At 41.9% G+C, this 19,251-nt stretch carries 18 protein-coding genes; 9 read left to right on the forward strand and 9 right to left on the reverse strand.

Annotated elements, in window-relative coordinates; translation table 11 throughout:
• Positions 1 to 9: 9 nt before the first annotated feature.
• The 3 genes from cgtA to rplU form a co-directional block, all read right to left on the reverse strand.
• Positions 10 to 1,176 (reverse strand): Obg family GTPase CgtA, encoded by a 1,167-nt coding sequence (gene cgtA / locus AAEY93_RS10490; protein WP_351076743.1) that lies wholly within the window; start codon positions 1,174 to 1,176, stop codon positions 10 to 12.
• Between the two features lie 199 nt (positions 1,177 to 1,375).
• Positions 1,376 to 1,630, reverse strand: coding sequence for a 50S ribosomal protein L27 (gene rpmA / locus AAEY93_RS10495; RefSeq protein WP_006080527.1), 255 nt, complete (start codon positions 1,628 to 1,630; stop codon positions 1,376 to 1,378).
• 16 nt (positions 1,631 to 1,646) lie between these two features.
• Positions 1,647 to 1,958, reverse strand: coding sequence for a 50S ribosomal protein L21 (gene rplU, locus AAEY93_RS10500; protein WP_011638532.1), 312 nt, complete (start codon positions 1,956 to 1,958; stop codon positions 1,647 to 1,649).
• A 404-nt stretch (positions 1,959 to 2,362) separates the two neighbouring features.
• Between rplU and ispB the strand changes: the two genes are divergently transcribed.
• Complete coding sequence (gene ispB / locus AAEY93_RS10505; RefSeq protein ID WP_351076750.1) at positions 2,363 to 3,334, forward strand: octaprenyl diphosphate synthase; 972 nt, start codon at positions 2,363 to 2,365, stop codon at positions 3,332 to 3,334.
• Positions 3,335 to 3,435: 101 nt separating this feature from the next.
• Here the strand turns inward: ispB and ung are convergent, their stop codons facing one another.
• Positions 3,436 to 4,095, reverse strand: a complete 660-nt coding sequence (gene ung / locus AAEY93_RS10510; RefSeq protein ID WP_124012335.1) for a uracil-DNA glycosylase — start codon at positions 4,093 to 4,095, stop codon at positions 3,436 to 3,438.
• A gap of 89 nt (positions 4,096 to 4,184) precedes the next feature.
• Here ung and AAEY93_RS10515 point away from each other — a divergent pair, with 89 nt between their 5' ends.
• Entirely contained in the window at positions 4,185 to 4,736 is a 552-nt protein-coding gene (locus AAEY93_RS10515) for a prepilin-type N-terminal cleavage/methylation domain-containing protein (RefSeq protein ID WP_372491490.1), read from the forward strand.
• A 72-nt stretch (positions 4,737 to 4,808) separates the two neighbouring features.
• Positions 4,809 to 5,135 (forward strand): DUF3144 domain-containing protein, encoded by a 327-nt coding sequence (locus AAEY93_RS10520; protein WP_101034392.1) that lies wholly within the window; start codon positions 4,809 to 4,811, stop codon positions 5,133 to 5,135.
• A 218-nt stretch (positions 5,136 to 5,353) separates the two neighbouring features.
• Here AAEY93_RS10520 and AAEY93_RS10525 read toward each other — a convergent pair whose 3' ends face one another.
• On the reverse strand, positions 5,354 to 5,971 hold the full coding sequence (locus tag AAEY93_RS10525) for a LysE family translocator (RefSeq protein WP_351076756.1): 618 nt from the start codon (positions 5,969 to 5,971) through the stop codon (positions 5,354 to 5,356).
• 138 nt (positions 5,972 to 6,109) lie between these two features.
• On the opposite strand from AAEY93_RS10525, the gene AAEY93_RS10530 reads away from it, so the two are divergent.
• Positions 6,110 to 6,640 (forward strand): thioredoxin family protein, encoded by a 531-nt coding sequence (locus AAEY93_RS10530; protein WP_372491488.1) that lies wholly within the window; start codon positions 6,110 to 6,112, stop codon positions 6,638 to 6,640.
• An 82-nt stretch (positions 6,641 to 6,722) separates the two neighbouring features.
• Here AAEY93_RS10530 and AAEY93_RS10535 read toward each other — a convergent pair whose 3' ends face one another.
• A complete protein-coding gene (locus AAEY93_RS10535; protein WP_351076759.1) occupies positions 6,723 to 9,308 on the reverse strand; it encodes a TonB-dependent receptor plug domain-containing protein in 2,586 nt (861 codons plus the stop codon).
• A gap of 509 nt (positions 9,309 to 9,817) precedes the next feature.
• On the opposite strand from AAEY93_RS10535, the gene AAEY93_RS10540 reads away from it, so the two are divergent.
• Positions 9,818 to 11,416 carry an AMP-binding protein gene (locus AAEY93_RS10540; protein ID WP_124012340.1) on the forward strand — a complete coding sequence of 533 codons (1,599 nt, stop codon included), beginning with the start codon at positions 9,818 to 9,820 and terminating at the stop codon, positions 11,414 to 11,416.
• A gap of 337 nt (positions 11,417 to 11,753) precedes the next feature.
• On the opposite strand, the gene AAEY93_RS10545 is transcribed toward AAEY93_RS10540, so the two are convergent.
• A complete protein-coding gene (locus AAEY93_RS10545) occupies positions 11,754 to 13,574 on the reverse strand; it encodes an ABC transporter transmembrane domain-containing protein (protein ID WP_164839444.1) in 1,821 nt (606 codons plus the stop codon).
• A gap of 135 nt (positions 13,575 to 13,709) precedes the next feature.
• On the opposite strand from AAEY93_RS10545, the gene AAEY93_RS10550 reads away from it, so the two are divergent.
• Positions 13,710 to 14,189 (forward strand): PulJ/GspJ family protein, encoded by a 480-nt coding sequence (locus tag AAEY93_RS10550; protein WP_164839443.1) that lies wholly within the window; start codon positions 13,710 to 13,712, stop codon positions 14,187 to 14,189.
• 16 nt (positions 14,190 to 14,205) lie between these two features.
• Here AAEY93_RS10550 and AAEY93_RS10555 read toward each other — a convergent pair whose 3' ends face one another.
• Positions 14,206 to 14,616, reverse strand: a complete 411-nt coding sequence (locus tag AAEY93_RS10555) for a hypothetical protein (RefSeq protein ID WP_124012674.1) — start codon at positions 14,614 to 14,616, stop codon at positions 14,206 to 14,208.
• Between the two features lie 330 nt (positions 14,617 to 14,946).
• On the opposite strand from AAEY93_RS10555, the gene AAEY93_RS10560 reads away from it, so the two are divergent.
• The 3 genes from AAEY93_RS10560 (at position 14,947) to AAEY93_RS10570 (ending at position 18,173) form a co-directional block, all read left to right on the forward strand.
• Entirely contained in the window at positions 14,947 to 16,131 is a 1,185-nt protein-coding gene (locus AAEY93_RS10560) for a methyltransferase (protein ID WP_124012342.1), read from the forward strand.
• A gap of 207 nt (positions 16,132 to 16,338) precedes the next feature.
• Positions 16,339 to 17,280 carry a sugar kinase gene (locus tag AAEY93_RS10565; protein ID WP_124012343.1) on the forward strand — a complete coding sequence of 314 codons (942 nt, stop codon included), beginning with the start codon at positions 16,339 to 16,341 and terminating at the stop codon, positions 17,278 to 17,280.
• Between the two features lie 119 nt (positions 17,281 to 17,399).
• Positions 17,400 to 18,173, forward strand: coding sequence for a class I SAM-dependent methyltransferase (locus AAEY93_RS10570; RefSeq protein ID WP_124012344.1), 774 nt, complete (start codon positions 17,400 to 17,402; stop codon positions 18,171 to 18,173).
• A 29-nt stretch (positions 18,174 to 18,202) separates the two neighbouring features.
• Here AAEY93_RS10570 and AAEY93_RS10575 read toward each other — a convergent pair whose 3' ends face one another.
• A complete protein-coding gene (locus AAEY93_RS10575) occupies positions 18,203 to 19,084 on the reverse strand; it encodes a sterol desaturase family protein (RefSeq protein WP_351076767.1) in 882 nt (293 codons plus the stop codon).
• Between the last annotated feature and the right edge of the window lie 167 nt (positions 19,085 to 19,251).

Here is a 19,251-nt window from a genome sequence, read left to right on the forward strand (position 1 = left end):
ATGAGCAATTTAGCGTTGGTAGATGACTTCTACATCATAATCATCATCATCAAAATCATCATCAAAGTCATCATCATAATCTTCATTGGTAATTTCTTCTTCACCACTATGATAATTATCCCATTTGAATTCGACGTCTGCATCAGGGATTATTTCTTCAACAATGGCCGGTAAACTTCTAATATAATCAAGCACTTTAATGCTTAACTCTTCAGTGCCAGTTCTGTTGAACGCTGACATGGTGTACACATCACCCTGCCAATCTAATTCATTAACGATTTGATCAATCTTTTGCTGAAGTTCATCTTCAGGTATCAAATCTATTTTGTTAAACACTAACCAACGCGGTTTTGCTGCTAGCTTTGGAGAATATTTTTCAAGCTCACCTACAATGGCACGAGCAGAATACACTGGATCGGTACCATCAATGGGTTCGATATCGATTATATGTAACAACATACGGCAACGTTCAAGATGCTTTAAGAAACGAATACCTAAGCCAGCACCTTCAGCAGCGCCTTCAATTAGACCTGGGATATCGGCAATAACAAAGCTTTGACCTGGACGCGGATTAACCACTCCAAGGTTGGGTACCAAAGTGGTAAACGGGTAGTCAGCGACTTTAGGCGTCGCACGTGATACCGAGCGGATAAAGGTTGATTTACCGGCATTTGGCATGCCTAACAAACCCACATCAGCAAGCAATAAAAGCTCGAGCTTCAATGAACGGACTTCACCTGGGGTACCTAAGCTCTTTTGACGCGGGGCACGGTTAGTACTGGTCTTAAAACGAGTATTACCTAAACCATGAAAACCACCCTTAGCCACAAGTAACTTTTGCCCATTAGCAGTTAAATCGCCCAGAGACTCACCAGTGTCTTGATCAATAGCACGAGTACCGACAGGTACTTGAAGAACTAAATCTTTACCACCATGGCCAGTACAATCACGACCACGGCCATTTGTGCCACGTTCAGCCATATGAAAACGAGTAAAGCGGTAATCAATCAGTGTATTGAGGTTTTCGTTAGCTTGCAGATATACACTGCCGCCATCACCACCATCACCACCGTCAGGGCCACCATCGGGAACATACTTTTCGCGTCTAAAACTCACGCAACCGCTTCCACCGTCACCGGCTTCTACGCGAATATTCGATTCATCAACAAACTTCATACTGACTCCTGACGCCACATAATCTGTAATTATAGCCCCAAATCAATGGGGTTTGCAGGAAAGCGCTGAAGATAGTATTCATCACGATATCGCCTACTGCATATAACAAAACCATCAAACTATCTATAATAGTTTAGTGATATAAAAAACACAAAAGCCCCACCATAGGCAGGGCTTTCGAGATCTAGCTTGTAAAGAGTTAAGCTTCGATGCTAATAAACTTACGGTTATTAGCGCCTTTAACTTCAAACTTTACTTTACCGTCTGTTAATGCAAACAAAGTATGGTCACGACCAATACCTACATTTACACCAGCGTGGAATTTAGTACCACGTTGACGAACGATAATGTTACCAGCTAGAACTGATTCACCACCAAAGCGCTTAACACCAAGACGCTTACTTTCTGAATCGCGGCCGTTACGAGTAGAACCGCCAGCTTTTTTATGTGCCATGAGTTAGACTCCTAAATTATGCGCTAATCGCAGTGATTTTAACTTCAGTGAACCACTGACGGTGGCCCATTTTCTTGTCGTGATGCTTACGACGACGGAACTTGATAATAGTTACCTTTTCGCCGCGACCGTGGCCAACTACTTCAGCTACGACTTTACCGCCAGCAACTAAAGGAGCACCAACATGCACTGTTTCACCATCAGCGATCAATAAAACTTGATCGAATTCTACGGTTTCACCAGTAGCAACTTCTAATTTTTCTAAACGAACTGTATGACCTTCAGCAACACGATGTTGCTTACCGCCACTTTGAAAAACAGCGTACATGGCTATTTTACTCCAAATGACTAACACACTAACTCATATTATTGACGAGACTAGGTGCTAAAAAACTTTTAATGACAATGGGCGCGGATTCTACGCGAAGAATTATCATCAGGCAAGTCATAATTCACTCTCAAATAAAAAAGACCTTATTACTGCACACTATTCATTAATAGCTAATGTGTCATCTTTAAAATTTAGTTAACATGGTTGTGTTCATTTAGATCTACGTTTTATAGGTGAATTGAGAGTAATCCAGCAAACTATCGCAAAATCAGGATTCTGTCGGCTCAATTGTGGAAATACATACTTTGAAAAATAGCACTGATATCCTGTAAGATATGCGCTCTAATTCGATATGATTAATTAAGGGTGCAAAGCCTGTCGCCCAACAACCAGAGACTATTATGGATTTAAACGCCATTCGTCAACTGGCTGACACTGATATGCAAGCAGTCAATCAGCTGATATACAAACAACTTGAATCTGATGTAGCCCTAATCAATCAATTAGGCTTTTACATTATCAATGGCGGTGGTAAACGTTTACGCCCGTTATTATCAGTATTAGCCGCCCGAACTGTTGACTACCAAGGCGAACATCACCTTAAGCTTGCGGCAATTATTGAATTTATTCATACAGCGTCTTTATTACATGACGATGTTGTTGATGAATCGACGCTGCGTCGGGGCCGTGAAACGGCCAATGCTTTATTTGGTAATAGCGCGAGCGTGCTCGTAGGTGACTTTTTATACACTCGCTCATTTCAAATGATGACCGAGATAGACAACATGAAAGTGCTTAAAGTCCTTGCCCATACGACTAACGTGCTCGCAGAAGGTGAAGTTTTACAGTTGATGAACTGTAATGACCCAGATACCACCGAAGCAAACTACATGCGTGTTATCTACTGTAAAACGGCAAAGTTATTTGAAGCGGCAACTCAATTAGCCGGCGTATTAGCTAAGGTTAGTCCAGAACAAGAGCAAGCATTGGCTGACTACGGTAAATACCTCGGCACGGCTTTTCAATTAACCGATGATTTACTCGATTATACGGCTAACGCCGACGAGCTAGGCAAAAACATTGGCGATGACCTTGCTGAAGGGAAACCAACATTACCGTTAATTTACGCAATGGAAAACGGCTCTGATCAAGCAAGAAAATTGATTAGAGACGCTATTAAGCATAGCGATGGAACCAAAGTAATTGATGACATTTTAGTCGCATTAGATGAGTCTGGAGCCTTGACTTATACTCAAGAAAAAGCTCAAGTCGAAGCACAAAAAGCCATTGATGCACTGAGTATTTTCCCAGAAAATGACTACAAACAAGCATTAATTTCATTAGCTCACTTGTCGGTTAATCGCAATAATTAGCAGTAGCTAAAAACTGAATGGTTCGCGATGACATTGATTTTCTGATAACGATGTATTGAAAAAAAGGTGTGAATATCATATTCACGCCTTCTTTTTTGTTATCAAACTTGCCAATTAATGGGTTTTTTACCCTGTTCAAATAATATTTTATTTACGCTTGAAAAATGACCGCAGCCAAAAAAACCACGGTAAGCAGATAATGGCGATGGATGTGGCCCCTGCAGCACATGATGAGGTGCGGTAATCAATCGACCTTTTTTAATCGCATGATTTCCCCAACACACAAATATAATGGGCGATGATTGCTGATTCAATCGACTCAATACATTATCAGTAAACACCTCCCAGCCTGATTTAGCATGTGAATGAGCTACCCCCTGCTCTACCGTCAGCACGGTATTTAATAATAATACTCCTTGCTTAGCCCATGGGGTCAAATCGCCGTGTTCGGGTATTACAAAGCCTTCAATATCATTACGTAATTCTTTATAGATATTCGCTAATGATGGCGGCGGTTTTATGCCTTTTTTAACCGAAAAAGACAACCCATGAGCTTGATTGGGCCCATGGTAAGGGTCTTGCCCCAATATCACCACTTTAACCTTTGACAGCGGTGTTAAATCAAAAGCCGCGAATACTTCATCATCAGGTGGATAAACGGTTTTATTATTGACCCTTTGTGAGGCTATAAAGCTTTGCAAATGTTGATAATATGCCTGAGATTGTTGTTGCTCAAACAGCTCTTGCCAATGAGAAGTCATTCAATGTATTCCTTAAAAGAAAACGACAAATTTGTGAACCACTTAGTCTTTGGTTTACTATTAACAGCTTAATCACCCTTATGAATAATATGATGCCATTACATAATAACAAAAGCACTGCTAATAACGGTTTTACCCTTATTGAACTTGTCGTGGTTATTATCATACTTGGGATCATCGCAATTATCGCTTTGCCTAGGTTCGTCGATTTAGGCCAAGACGCTAGAATAGCCAGTGTAAAAACCACTGGCGGGGCATTTTCTTCGGCAATAACCTTGGCCCATATAAAATGGGCCGCCATGGGGTATTCAGGCCCAGCAGATAATCTAGCTATTTTCAGTCAAGCTGGAACCGATGGCGAACTTGATATGAACCAATGGGGTTACCCTGCACAAAATTATCCACCTTACGAAGCTTCGCCAAGATTGAATAATGTTAATGACTGCCTTTCCGTCTGGCCTACTCTGTTGCAGGATGGTCCCAGCGTATCGAGCAGTGCTAATAAAGATACATCTGATTACCAAGCTCAATATATCAACCCAGACCAATGCCGTTATTACTTCAACTTACTACCGCTTATATCGATATATTATGATTCACGTAACGGCCAAGTGTTGGTAGATTCAGATCCCAATCGATAATTTTTTACCTGATATTTTCAATTAAAGACGTTACACTCAGTAGAAAATTAACTTACCAACAAAGTGGATCTAATGTCTGAAGCCAAAACAGAATTAACAATGTATCAAGTAGCTGACCAATTTATTGCCCTAGCCAATCAACTAAGCCAACAAGAAAATGATATTGGTAAAGTCGGTACAGCAATGAGATTTGCTTCTGCACGCTTTAATGCGTTCGAAGCCTCAATTAAATCAGCTGATCTTGCCGCTGAAAAAGATCATGCATTAGCTTGGTTTTCTGATGAATTTAAAGCCATGCTAAAAGAAAACTTAGAAGACCATATCGCTAACCCTCCTGTCGCTGCACCTGAACAAGAACAAAAAGGCGATGATAGCGTGCAACAGTTTAAAGGCGGCTAACATTCATTCTACGCACCACAGATGATTAGTTGTAACAATAATCCCTAGCAGATTACTGCTAGGGATTATTGTTAATGACCGCCTTGCTCATCACTGACCACGAACTGTTGCCAAATATAAGCGTCACATGTCATCGTCTCAATTCACTTTTCACTCTAACCATTGCATTTTATTGCCGCCAATATCATTTATTAGTCTAAGCACCTCAAACGCACGCGCTATAACAGAGTGTAGATAACCCTAATAGAAAGCAGGATCAATACAATTCCAGAAAGCCTGTCAATCAGCTTGGTCTTTTCACGTAACCTAGGTAATACAGCTGAATGTGATAACACGAATGCAATAATGGTATACCACAAGCCATCAATAATTAACGGCGTAAGCACAATCAAACCTTGACCGGTAACGGTCTGAGCCGCTAACACAAACTGACTGAACAAGGCTAAGAAAAACAGTAATATCTTTGGGTTAAATAACGAAATAACAATACCATCTCTTGCTGCAATCCACAGACCTGTAGGTTTGCCCGCAGCCAACTTTTGCTGCATACCGCCTTTAGACCCTAGAGCCTTAATCCCCATCCACGCTAAGTAAATCGCCCCGATGATGGCTATGGTATTAAAAATTAATGGGGATGCCTTTAATACTGCGGCCAGTCCTAGTAAAGTGACTAACGCATACACACCAATCCCTATCGAATGCGCCCAAGCACACACAACGCCATGTAATCTTCCGCCACTGAGCGTATGCCTCACTACCATAGCTAAACTAGGTCCTGGGGACATTGCTCCCAAACAACAAATAGCGAGGAGTCCCAGCCAAGTACTTAACGTCATAACACCTCTTATTTACAATGAACAATCATGAGTCTTTGTACAAAATACATTTTAACAACCAGTTAAGCCGACAATGCTAATGTACTGAAACTCCACGAGATGATAAAGCATTTACACAGGAAACCTATGGCGACATTAATGATGATATTACTTTTGGTTATGTTCAGCGCCGTAGTCATACTGATTTGGGCAAAAATAAAGGGCAAACCGATCCCGACCTTAGTGATCGTTATGCTCATTTTCATGGGGATCTGTTTTGCCGGTGTTATTGCCTTTATTAATAAAGGTGAAGACTATCAAGCCTACCAAACATTGAATTGGCAGCCACTTGAACCGCAAAAAATTGCTGACTATGTGGCACAAGGAAATATCGTGTTGGTTGATATTACGGCAGACTGGTGTGTGCCCTGCCAAACCAATAAAGCCAATGTGCTTCATCGCGAGCAAGTGGTCAATACATTAAACCAACGGCACATTATCTTAATGCAAGGTAACTGGACCCGAGCTGATACTGTTATTGAGCAGTATATGGGCCTGCAAGCGGTTGCTGGTACCCCATATAATAAAGTCTATGGCCCAGCCTATCCAAATGGTATTGAGCTGCCTAAAGCACTTATTATTGACGACCTTTACCATGCTTTATCGTTAGCCAACCCGAACGGTGCTTAAGTGGCAGTATGAAAATAAAAAAAGACTGCCGCAGCAGTCTTTTTGTCATTGAGCCAATAACGCTCATTGCCACTTCAATTAATTAGAAGCGATAGTTTACACGGCCATAGTAGAAACCACCGTTGTAATCGAATGGACCACTTTCATAGTACACCGCACCTAACGCACCTAAAGTGCCGTCTTTTAGCTTCTGCGCTTCTTGATCGAAGATGTTGTTTGCACCCACTGATACCGTTAGGTTATCAAGTACCGCATAACTGACTTCAAGGTCGATAGTCACTGCAGCATCAGCCATTTCAGACCCAGCAGCAGAGGTATCATCAGCATGGGTTGCATAGTACTCACCAAAGACATTACCACGAACTGACATGCTTAAATCATCCCAGCTTTGGCCCCAAGTAAGGGTGGCACGGTGTGCAGGAATACCATCTTCTAAACGACGAACCTTACCTGCATCCGTTGTTTCAGGATCAAATTTATCAACAATGGTATCTGTCCAACCATAGGCTAAACTAAATTTGGCATCACCTGACAGCATTTCTGTCATATAAGTACCTACAATATCAACACCTTGAGTCGTTGTATCAAAATCATTAGTGTAGAAAGTTACCGCCGAGATTAACTCAGGGAATTCAACACCGGCAGCTCTTAATGCATCATAGTCACTGGCTTCAACCGAAATTTGGCTTGACTGTGCAATGCGACCGGTTACTTCAATGTTGTAGTAATCAACCGTTAAGAACAAGTTATCGTATTGATACACAAAACCAGCTGCATAGCTAACAGACTCTTCTGGATTAAGTACTTCACCCCCATAAAAAGCAGATAAAGGATTGGTTGGCGGCGCAGTAAAGGTTTGGATCAAGTCACCGTTAACAATCGATGTTTGAGTGTTCACTACGTTTTCTTGACCCACAGTTGGCGCACGGAAACCAGTACTGTGTGAAGCACGAAATGATAATTCATCGGTTGCAACATACTGCGCGGTTAACTTGTAGTTTAATGTGTCGCCAAAAGTAGAGAAATTTTCATAACGCAGTGCAAAGCCTAATAATAAGTCTTCGGTTAAATACGCTTCAATGTCGGTATAAACACCAATGTTGCTTCGGTCATTTTTACCGGCTGATTCTGGACCAAAACCTTTAAAGCCGTGTGAGCCAATGTTGAAGCCTTGATCAGCATAAGGACCTGCAATCCATGAAGCTTCATCACCTTGACCAATCTCAAATGACTCTTCACGCCATTCAAAACCAGTAGCAAAGCTAATATCTTCTAAGCTACCAATAGTCACGAAACGACTAAAGTCTATGTTAACAGTTGTTTCGACTTGCTCGTATGAACCAGTATCAAAGTCAGTTGGTGTATCTAAACCCATTGATGGGTTTAATGAGTTCTTTAAACCAAAGCTGGCTTTGTTACTGCCCGTACCTGCGCTCACATCATACATCCACTCGCCAGACTCGCCTTTTACACCAGCGAAGAAAGACATATCTTCAATTTTACCGGTGAACTGAGGTGTATACCCGCCTGGACGGATTTGGTTCATTGAGAAACAGTTCGGATCGGCAACCATCGCTTGATACTCTGGCGTATTAAGCACGTTTGGTACTTCAGCAGAGATAACACCACAAGTCGATTGGTCGCCATTTATCGCACCAACCAATAGCTCTCTCGTATCATCATCTGGATCATCTGGATCATTTGGATTGATTGTTGAATAAACCAAACTACGATCTTGTGGATTACGATAGTAAAAACCACCCGTCGCTTTGCGTGAGGACACATTACCAAAAGCGTATAAATGGGTGTTGTCATTGATATCAAAGCCTGAATTTACAAATACGGTAAAATCATCATTGATTTCTGGGTTACCCCAAGTTTGCGCAGGGTCTTGAATGGATGTATTACCCGCTGCGGCAATCGCTGCGGCATCTGGGCGTTGTACACTGCGGCTAGTCGCATCAGCGGTTTTATATTGTGCACTGAGGTTAATAAAACCATCATCCGTCAAAGGTAAACCAATATTACCGTCAATGGTGGTTGCTGCGCCGTCACCTTCGTAATATTCACCCTGACTAACAGTAATTGATCCACCTTCAGAAGCATCCTTTAATACGAAGTTCATCACACCCGCAATCGCATCGGATCCATACTGCGCCGCAGCACCGTCACGTAATACTTCAACTTGCTTTAATGCCACACCAGGGATCACTGAAATATCAGGGCCTTGCGCACCATCGTTAATGCCACCACCTTGGAAAGCAATAACGGAAGCACGATGACGGCGTTTTCCGTTGACCAAAATAAGCGTACTGTCAGACGGGAGGCCACGTAAGTTGACCGGGCGAACAAGCGTCGCGGCATCACTAATAGGTTGTGCTCGAGAGTTAAAAGAAGGCACTGATGTCACTAACATATCGATCATGTCAGTCGAACCATTTTTTTTCAGGTCATCACTGCTGATAATATCAATTGGAACCGGTGAATCACCAATTGAACGAGGTGCCGCACGAGAACCTACGACTGCGATTTTTTCGACATTTTCTTTTTTTGCGATGTCTTCATCTTCAGCAAAAGCTTGAGAGCTAATAACCGTTCCGGTAAGTGCAAATGAAATGGCTAAGCTCAGAGAGCTGATACCAAATTTAGATTTTTTTGATTGAATCATTATTATGTTCTCAATTGCTTATTATTGTTGTTTGTCGACGATATTTTTCACAAAAATGAGTGAAAAACATGTCTCTCCCTATCGAAACACTCCCTATTTCCAATACATTCTTATAACAATTAAATTACAATTGCTAACACTTTTTTGGATAAATAAGCATATGCTAAATAGGTGTTAACAAAAACATAACCTAAGCAGTTGATTTTTAGTGACATAGATCACACAAAAAATTATTTTCAATAAGTAAACTTTTACAACACAATCTCCATAAAACTCAACTGTAACCATAATTTTACGTTTAAAACCGTGTTTTTTATAACGAGAGTTTTAAATAAAAACATCTAAAGTGAATCATCTAATTCCGATTCAATTTCAGTCAATCTTTGCCAATTAATATTGACCCGTGTAGCTTAGTAAAATAATCTAAACGGACGTTTGATTTATACTTGTTACTAATAATCAAAAATAATAATCAAAAATAATAACCAAAAATATCTAAGGTGGTATGTATGGCATATGATGCAGATTCAATACTTGATTTACACCAATACACATCCATAGTTGATTTAATCGAAAAAGCTTGCGACAAGTATGCAGATAACACGGCATATGCCTGTCTTGGAAAAGACACTACGTTTGCTGAAATAGAACGAAATTCTCGCCATTTTGCCAGTTATTTACAGCATTGCACCTCTTTGCAACCAGGCGACAGAGTCGCAATCCAGCTGCCTAATATTACTCAGTTTGTTATCGCAGCTTATGGCGCGATTCGTGCGGGAATGGTGTTAGTCAATACCAACCCTATGTACACCGAGCGCGAACTTATTCATCAATTTAACGACTCAGGTGCAAAAGCCTTAGTGGTGTTATCTGATTTACTGCCAACCTTACCCAACGTCATCAGCAAAACAGCAGTAGAGTTGGTTATTTCAACCCACGCAATGGATCTTATTCAGCCACAACAACAGCCAGATACGTTATTCGATAAAGTCACCTTTATCGCCGTGTTAGCGGAAGGAGCCCAACATCAATACCACCCCGTAAAACCAACCCACGATGACTTAATTGCATTGCAATACACAGGTGGAACAACGGGTTTATCCAAAGGCGCCATGCTCAATCATGGCAACCTTTTAGCCAATTCTGGCCAAGTAAAGTCACGAATTGCCAGCACCATGACCGAAGGACATGATGTATTTGTCGCACCATTACCGATTTATCATATCTATGCTTTTATGGTTAATTTAGTGTTGTATTTTGAGTCCGGTGGTTGCTCAGTATTAATTCCAAACCCTCGTGATATTGCTGGGCTAATCAATACCATGAAAGCCTATCCATTTACCGGGTTTGCTGGCTTAAACACATTATTTGTCGGTCTATGCCATCAACCAGAATTTAAAGCCTTAGATTTCAGTAAAATGAAAATAACCATTTCTGGTGGTACGGCATTAACCAGTGCAGCGGCTAATTTATGGCAGCAAACCACAGGTTGTATGATTTCAGAAGGCTATGGTTTGTCTGAAACATCTCCGGTAGTCAGCATTAATGCCCCTGGATATCAACGCCTTGGCACTATTGGTAAACCAGTATTAGGGACTGAAGTTCGAGTACTGGATATAGATGATAATGAGGTCGCTGTCGGACAAGCTGGCGAACTTGCCGTGCGTGGCCCGCAAGTGATGCTAGGGTATTGGAATAAGCCAGAAGAAACCGCTAACGTCATGACCAAAGACGGCTTTTTTAAGACTGGCGATATTGGGGTTGAGAGTGAAGATGGTTATCACACCATTGTCGATCGGAAAAAGGATATGATTATTGTCTCTGGCTTTAACGTTTATCCTAATGAAATCGAAGATGTGCTATCAACCCATGAGTTAGTGCTCGAATGTGCCGTGGTGGGGGTTGAAGATGAACGTTCTGGTGAAGCAGTAAAAGCCGTGATTGTTCTAAAACAACAATCGACGAATATTGATGAGACAAAACAAATCATTAAAGATTATTGTCGCAGCCAACTGACTGCATATAAAGTGCCACGAATTATTGAGTTTACAGAACAATTACCAAAAAGTGCAGTTGGCAAAATTTTGCGTCGGGAGCTCCGTAAATAGAGAGCAAGTAAGTAGAGAGCGAGTAAGTAGAGCGTTATGTTGGTAAAACGTCAGGTCACTCACCTCAACTCAGGATAATAAGCACTCATCAAGCTGTCGTTATCAAGTGCGATTATCTAACTGTGATTATCTAACTGTGATTATCTAACTGTGATTATCGAACTGTGATTATCGAACTGTGATTATCGAACTGTGATTAACGAACTGTGATTATCGAACTGTGATTAACGAACTGTGATTAACGTCATTTAACACGGTTAATCAATTTGAATAAAAAAGATGCCTAGGCATCTTTTTTATTCGCCACACACAAGCTCATACCTTAAAGCGATAACGATTATGACAACTCGTTATCCATCAATAACTGTAAACTGGCAAATTCACGATATAGCTCATTGCTCGCCATTAATTCGTTGTGGGTGCCGCTGGCAACGAATAGCCCTTTATCTATCACAAAAATTCGGTCTGCATTGATCACGGTCGCCAAACGATGGGCAATAATCACCGTAGTCCGTTTGGCCATAAGTGAATCAAGCGCCTGCTTTACTTTGATTTCGCTTATGGCATCTAACGCACTCGTCGCTTCATCAAGCAGTAATATTGGTCTGTCAGCAAGAATAGCTCTTGCAATAGCAATACGTTGCTTTTGCCCGCCAGACAAACGGACTCCACGTTCACCTAAGTAGGTCCAATAGCCTTCAGTAAACTCGCTAATAAACTCATCCGCTTTAGCGGCAATACAGGCCTGCTTAACCTCTTCATCACTGGCATCTAAGCGACCATAACGCACATTGTCGAGGACATTCATGGCAAAAATCACCGACTCTTGCGGCACAAGCGCATACTGTTGGCGTAAGTCAGCCAATGTCAGAGTCGAAATATCAATACCATCTAATAAAATTCGCCCTTGTTTAGGCTGATAAAAACGCATCATTAATTCAAATATGGTGCTCTTCCCTGCTCCGCTAGGCCCTACTAACGCCACTCTTTCACCTGGAGCAATCGTTATCGACAACTGGCGGATCACGTCTTGTCCCAGATCAGACGGATAAGCAAAGCTCACCTTATCAAAACTAAGCAAACCATTAACAGGCACGACTAATTGATTCGGTGTAACTTGCTCAGGTATATCAATAGGCGTATTAACTAACTCAACTAACCGCTCTGCTGCGCCAGAGGCGCGTTGGATCTCGCTAAACACTTCACTGATGGTCGCCACCGAGCCTGCAACCATAACGGCATAAAACATAAACGCAGACAGCTCACCACCGGTGATACTGCCAGACATAACATCTTGTGCCCCAATCCAAGTCACAAAAGCTATCGCCACAATGCTTAAAAACATCACAGTTGAAATCAGTAGTGCGCGATATTTGATCCTGCCTTTAGCCACATCCATTACCGCCTCAACTCGGTCGGCAAAGAGTTGGCGGTCTTTAGCTTCGTGGGTATACGCTTGCACGGTATGAATTTCATGTAATGTCTCATCGATATACGCACCAAGATCGCCGACCCTATCTTGGCTTTTTCGCGACAAGGTTCTCACTTTCCGTCCAAAAAAACTGACTGGCCCTAATACCAAAGGCACCGCTAACAACACTAATGCCGTCAATTTAACACTGGTAAAAGCCATCATAACGATGCCACCAACCACAGTCACACTTGAACGCAGCGCCATAGATAAACTGGACCCAACAACGCTTTGTAATAAAGTGCTGTCTGCGGTAAATCGTGAAATCACCTCCCCCGTTCGCTGAGTCGCAAAAAAAGCAGGTGATAACAATAATAAATGATTGTATACCTGTAACCGAATATCAGCACTGACCCGCTCGCCAAGCCAAGTCATGATATAAAACCGGCAGAAAACCGCAGTGCCACTGATCGCGGTAATAGCAACTATAAACAACATAATTTCATTCAAGCGCCCAGCATTATCAGCAATAAAGCCTTCATCGACCATTAACCGAACACCTTGCCCAAGCGATAGCCATGCCAGCGATCCAATAAACAGAAATACAATCGCCGCCACTACCTTCATACGATAAGGAGACAGAAATTGTAAAATCCAAGGTAAAACAGAATGCCGTAAAGGAGGTTTAGCAGAAGATGGGGACTCAGTTGAAATAGTCGTTGGATTCGTCACAGTATTAACCAGCATATATAACTAAGATATTCTGATAATACCAACAAAACACCACATTGTAGATGCCTTAACAATAAGGGCCGACACAGCAGGATTACGACCGCCGAAAAAATGATGCTAGTATCACTAAAAAATAAGATGAAAAATAGCATGAGAAATAATATAAGACAATCACACGGCTTTACATTAATAGAGTTGGTTGTTGTTATGATTATTTTGGCCTTATTGGCCGTTGTCGCGCAAAGTAAATTTATTGATTTACGCACTGACGCAATAGTGTCGACTATGGATGGAATGGAAACAGCCATGCAGTCAGCTGCAACATTAACCTATTCAAAAGCCGCTATTGCTGGCGTCGAGAGGCTTGCGATAACTACGCTGAATATTGATGGTGTCGATATTAAGTTGGCCTATGGTTACCCAGATGGTACCGCTGCGGGTATACCATTATTAATGAATCTACCTGAAAATGATTGGAACAAACGCGAAAGTGTGTTTCCTGGAGCATGGATATACTGGCATGGAGTGATCACTGAGGACGCTGGCAAAGCGGCGTGTTATTTACGTTATAGGCAAGCAACATCAACCACGGAACGCCCTATTATTAATGTTCAAACCAGCGGCTGTTAACAGCCCAAAAATGCCATTAAGATTCAGGATAACGCTTTTCAATCGCTTTCAAAGAGCGTAAAAACAAGCCTAAACCACCCACGCTGAGCACCAAAATAACGATTAAATCAAACGCGCTCATGTAAGAAAAACGAAAATGAATCGAGCTTATTACCCCAAAAATCAACGCCACTAACGAACCAAATGTCAGCAACCACCCGAGAATATTTTTAGCGTTATAAAACATAATTCCCACGCCAAACATAAAGGGTATCATCACCATGCCACTGGTAAATCCAAAGCCGCCCAGCTGATATAAATGGCTGCTAAAACCAAATGAGCTGGTTACTTTGATAGCATTTAACAACATATAAAAGCCACCACAGATCATCACTAACCCAATAAAGAACTGACCCATTCCACCAGATGTTCCACCAGCACCTTTCATCATTATTCCTTGAAAACCATTATTTTACGGCAATATATTGATATTACTCAACCGTACCGTTAATAGCAATTATCTCTGTTGCATGAGTCTTTTTACCGAATAATGATTTACCATCAAAGCAAAATATTTATATCACCTTGTTTATATTAAAAATTCAACATGGAGTGTAAAAATAGCTATTCCAGGAGGAAAGACAGATAACCGATAGAATCGCGGCACTAGGCTAATTGTCCTTATTAACTTGTTTAAGCCTAAGCCTCGCGCTGCTAGGTGTTATCTGAGATAATATCTGGCTATTTTATCGATATTCTTTTATTAGGTAACACAGTTATGACAACCCAATTTGCTTGTTCAGGTATAGAGCTTGAGCTTTTTCGTTATCCAAGCCAACAAGCATCAAACTTACAAGCATGGGATGCCGCTGATGAACACCTAATCAAATATTTAATCGACGCCGAAATAACAGCAACCACTACCGCCATTCTTAATGATAACTTTGGGGCGCTAACGTGTGCCTTAGCAACCCAAAACCCAAACAGTTCATTGCTTGTCGAAACGGATGCAAAAACCAGTTTACTGGGCTGTCAGCAAAATTTATTACACAACAAACTGGCACCTAGCGACATACATTGGTTAAATAGCCGCGATACATTGCCGCAAAATATTCAGTTAGTGCTGATGAAGTTGCCGAAAAATCTACACTACTTTGGCCAGCAACTTGCCCGTTTATCCACAGTGCTACCTGCAGGAACCAAAGTCCTGATTGGGGCTAAAGCTAAGTCAATTAATCCAGCATTGCTGGCCAGTATTGAAAAAAACCTTGGCCCAGCCTCAGCCAGTTTAGCGTGGAAAAACACACGGGTTATCAGCTGTATTAGCGATGGCAAACAACGCCCATTAGCAAAAGCGGTGAGTTGGAATGTCGATGAGCTCAAACTCACTATGAGTAATCTTGCTAATGTATTTGCTGCCAATAAACTCGATATCGGCGCAAGGATTATGCTCGACAACATGCCCAAAGGTGAATTCAACCACATTATAGACTTAGGCTGCGGTAACGGCATTTTAGGATTACACGCAAAGCAATGTTATCCCGATGCGCATATTCACTTTGTGGATGATTCTGATATGGCTATAGCCTCGGCCAAGCATAATTGGCAAGCTAACGCTTTAGAGACTCACACCACAAACGCTCAGGCCCAAAACCCAGATGGTCAAAACCCAGCGGCGCCTCAAGCCTTTTTCCATTGGGACGATTGCCTGAGCAACTTGCCCGCAGGTGTTGAGCCAGACTTAGTGATATGCAATCCACCGTTTCATCAAGGTGAAGCCATCACCGACCATATCGCTTGGCAAATGTTTGTTGACGCCCATAAGCGTTTAAAGAAAGGTGGCTTATTACATATCGTCGGCAATCGGCACTTGGCCTATCACGTTAAAATAAACCGCATTTTTAAAAACTGCACCACGGTTGCATCCAATGGTAAGTTTGTAATTTTACAAGCCACGAAATAACCCCATTAACGACTGACAGTGAGCCCTTCAGTCGCTTGACCAAGAGTGGATAAAGCGCCAACCCGGTCTACGAATGACTTTTGCAGACCTTAGAGCGAATGTCCACTAAAGCATTTCCAACTTAACCTAATACGCAAATTAACCAATACAAAGTCGTCTTTAAAAAAATGTAAGCGTTATTTTTACGTTAAAAAGGAAGTTATAACCGTGAAAAGTATTTTTTTATTTGGTGAGTGTATGGTCGAATTACAACGTGTAACGGCCACCAGCTTACAGCAATCTTTTGCTGGTGATGTGTATAACACTGGGGTTTACCTTAAGCGCACCTTTAGCGATATTAGCACGCACCTAGTCACAGCCATTGGCCAAGACAGTTTTAGCCAGGCCATGTTGCAACGCTTTGAAGATGAAAAAATTAATACCGATATGGTCTTTAAAAGCACTGACAAAATTGCCGGCCTGTATGCAATACAAACTGACAGTAATGGCGAGCGCAGCTTTACTTATTGGCGCAGCGACTCAGCAGCACGGCAAATGATGCAATTTATTGACGAAGCAGCCATCAGTAAAATCTCTCAGGCGGATATGGTGTTTTTTTCAGGCATTTCTTTAGCGGTTATTAAAGAAGAAGATCGCGAAGCATTTTGGTTACTGATTAAACAATGTAAGCAAGCGGGTGTCAGTATTGTGTTTGACCCTAACTACCGCGCAAGAATGTGGCACAGTCCAGACCAAGCAAAGGCACAGTTTGATATTGCGTTTAGTGTGGCCGATGTCGTACTGCCAGGTGTTGATGACTTTAATCAACTTTACGGTATTCATTCTGTTGAAGACATCATTGCGTTCTGCCAGCCTTACGCCATTAACGAACTGGTGGTTAAAAGCGGTAAAAACAGCATTCACTATGTGATTAATGACCAGCAACAGCATTTTTCGATTACACCAGTAAAAAACGTTATCGACACCACATCAGCGGGCGACTCGTTCAACGGGGTGTATTTAGGCGCGCGCTTAACTGGCGTTGATATCAGCGCCGCCATTAAATTAGCCTCCCAAGCAGCGGGATTTGTGATTCAGCATAAAGGCGCCATTGCACCTAAAATTGAGTTTCATCAATTTATTGAACGTCAAAAATTAATCATGCAATAACAGCTAAAGAGTCATCTTTTGTCGCTTATTGAGTCATTCGTGTTTTAGCTTCAAACCAAGTAATATTATTGAGTCATTTGGACAATTTACCCTATAAAAGCAATAAGAAGACATTGAAAATGGACTATTTAGCCATCAATAAACACGCATGGAACCAGCGAACTCAAATCCACCTCGACTCAACATTTTACGACTTAGACGCATTTATCCAAGGTAAGTCATCATTAAACCCCATTGAACTTGAACAGGTCGGCGATGTACACCACAAAAGCCTGTTGCATCTACAATGTCACTTTGGCCAAGACAGCTTATCGTGGGCAAGACTTGGCGCCAATGTCACTGGCGTAGACTTATCCTGCGAGTCGATAGTAAAGGCTAAGCAACTAGCGGCCCAATTGCAATTATCGGCAAGATTCATTAACCAGGACATCTATCAATTTGGTGAAAACAATATCAAGCAATACGATATCGTGTTCACCTCATACGGAGTGTTATCTTGGTTACCAGACTTAACCCGCTGGGCGCAAACCATTGCTGGCGCATTACGTCCAGGCGGTGAATTTCATTTGGTTGAGTTCCACCCTTTTAATGATGTGTTGTGTGGTTATGGATACTTTCCCCAGACACAACCGGATATCGAAGATGAAGTCACCTACACCGAAAACCACAACGACCAAATTGAAACGGTAGTCACTTGGCCGCATCCGATAAGCGAAGTCATTAGCGCACTCATTAATGCGGGACTCAGTATCGAAGCGTTTAACGAGCATCCTTACAGTCCCTACAACTGCGTCGAAGGTTTGGAGTTTGTGGCAGGTAAAGGTTACCAGCTAAAACATCAAGGCCACCTCATGCCACTTATTTACTCTATCAAGGCAATAAAAGTAGTATAAAAGTAAACGCGTCGCCGCTTTAGGTTAGCTTAAAGTGGTATTCGTTCTTGGGGGGGCTGTTGATGGGTTGCGGGCGGTGCAAATAATATTCGTAACCGCTGCCCTAGAGATAATTGCGCTTGGGTGACATCACGCCACATCTCGCGCCATTCACTAAATGTCACCACTATCGGGTTAAAACTGTTTACCGGTTTAGTAATACCGTATACCACGGTTTCAATCTCAGGCTCGAACGTACCAAAAATTTTGTCCCATATAATCAGCACCCCGGCATAATTTTTGTCGATATATTGCGGGTTACGCCCATGATGAACACGATGATGGGACGGCGTATTAAAAATCAACTCTAGCGGCCCTAACGACTTAATCGCTTGGGTGTGAACAAAAAACTGCAATCCAAGATTAAGTAACACCGCAAACACCACCCAATTAGGATCAAAGCCAATCACCACTAACGGTAACCAAAACAGCCACATTCCCGCCAGTGGATACATTAAGCTTTGTCTAAATGCAGTAGTGAAATTCATATTTTCAGAGCTGTGATGCACCACATGTGCCGCCCACATCCAACGAATACGATGGCTAGCGCGATGAAACCAGTAATAACAAAAGTCTTGAGCAATAAGCAATAAACCAAAAGTGAATAATGTCATTTCGATATCAAATAAGCGCCAGCCAAAAAAGTGTAAATAGATCTTCGCAATCAATAAGCCCGCGATAATATCCGCCACTTGATGCATGCCTGCCAATACAAAATTACACAACACTTCGCCGGGGCGATATTGAGCATTACTCGGCAATCGCTGGGCGCGAACACCAAACCACCACTCCAATAAAATGCAGCCGAAAAAAATCGGCGCTAACACCAGTAATAACCACTCTGGGTGAGCTATCAGTAAATCCATGTCCATATGTTATCCATTTCTATTTATTATTATTTTAACAACGTTTGTAATAACGCTTCGCTACTTCGCATTCCTAATCAAATCGCTCTTCCGGCACAACCCATTTTAGTAAACCGCTTTTAATAATCCGTTTTTAATAGGCCATAGACCATAGACTAAAAAATCACTTATCT

This window comes from Shewanella sp. CAL98-MNA-CIBAN-0140 (assembly GCF_040309905.1).
Taxonomy (GTDB): domain Bacteria; phylum Pseudomonadota; class Gammaproteobacteria; order Enterobacterales; family Shewanellaceae; genus Shewanella; species Shewanella psychromarinicola.

What these genes read in the sequence shown, in the direction of transcription:
- AAEY93_RS10525 (WP_351076756.1), bottom strand. Translation starts at nt 5,971, where the DNA reads ATGACGTTAAGTACTTGGCTGGGACTCCTCGCTATTTGTTGTTTGGGA.
- AAEY93_RS10575 (WP_351076767.1), bottom strand. Translation starts at nt 19,084, where the DNA reads ATGGACATGGATTTACTGATAGCTCACCCAGAGTGGTTATTACTGGTG.
- AAEY93_RS10570 (WP_124012344.1), top strand. Translation starts at nt 17,400, where the DNA reads ATGGACTATTTAGCCATCAATAAACACGCATGGAACCAGCGAACTCAA.
- ung (WP_124012335.1), bottom strand. Translation starts at nt 4,095, where the DNA reads ATGACTTCTCATTGGCAAGAGCTGTTTGAGCAACAACAATCTCAGGCA.
- AAEY93_RS10515 (WP_372491490.1), top strand. Translation starts at nt 4,185, where the DNA reads ATGATGCCATTACATAATAACAAAAGCACTGCTAATAACGGTTTTACC.
- AAEY93_RS10555 (WP_124012674.1), bottom strand. Translation starts at nt 14,616, where the DNA reads ATGAAAGGTGCTGGTGGAACATCTGGTGGAATGGGTCAGTTCTTTATT.
- AAEY93_RS10560 (WP_124012342.1), top strand. Translation starts at nt 14,947, where the DNA reads ATGACAACCCAATTTGCTTGTTCAGGTATAGAGCTTGAGCTTTTTCGT.
- cgtA (WP_351076743.1), bottom strand. Translation starts at nt 1,176, where the DNA reads ATGAAGTTTGTTGATGAATCGAATATTCGCGTAGAAGCCGGTGACGGT.
- AAEY93_RS10530 (WP_372491488.1), top strand. Translation starts at nt 6,110, where the DNA reads ATGATGATATTACTTTTGGTTATGTTCAGCGCCGTAGTCATACTGATT.
- AAEY93_RS10550 (WP_164839443.1), top strand. Translation starts at nt 13,710, where the DNA reads ATGAGAAATAATATAAGACAATCACACGGCTTTACATTAATAGAGTTG.
- rpmA (WP_006080527.1), bottom strand. Translation starts at nt 1,630, where the DNA reads ATGGCACATAAAAAAGCTGGCGGTTCTACTCGTAACGGCCGCGATTCA.
- rplU (WP_011638532.1), bottom strand. Translation starts at nt 1,958, where the DNA reads ATGTACGCTGTTTTTCAAAGTGGCGGTAAGCAACATCGTGTTGCTGAA.
- AAEY93_RS10540 (WP_124012340.1), top strand. Translation starts at nt 9,818, where the DNA reads ATGGCATATGATGCAGATTCAATACTTGATTTACACCAATACACATCC.
- AAEY93_RS10535 (WP_351076759.1), bottom strand. Translation starts at nt 9,308, where the DNA reads ATGATTCAATCAAAAAAATCTAAATTTGGTATCAGCTCTCTGAGCTTA.
- ispB (WP_351076750.1), top strand. Translation starts at nt 2,363, where the DNA reads ATGGATTTAAACGCCATTCGTCAACTGGCTGACACTGATATGCAAGCA.
- AAEY93_RS10520 (WP_101034392.1), top strand. Translation starts at nt 4,809, where the DNA reads ATGTCTGAAGCCAAAACAGAATTAACAATGTATCAAGTAGCTGACCAA.
- AAEY93_RS10545 (WP_164839444.1), bottom strand. Translation starts at nt 13,574, where the DNA reads ATGCTGGTTAATACTGTGACGAATCCAACGACTATTTCAACTGAGTCC.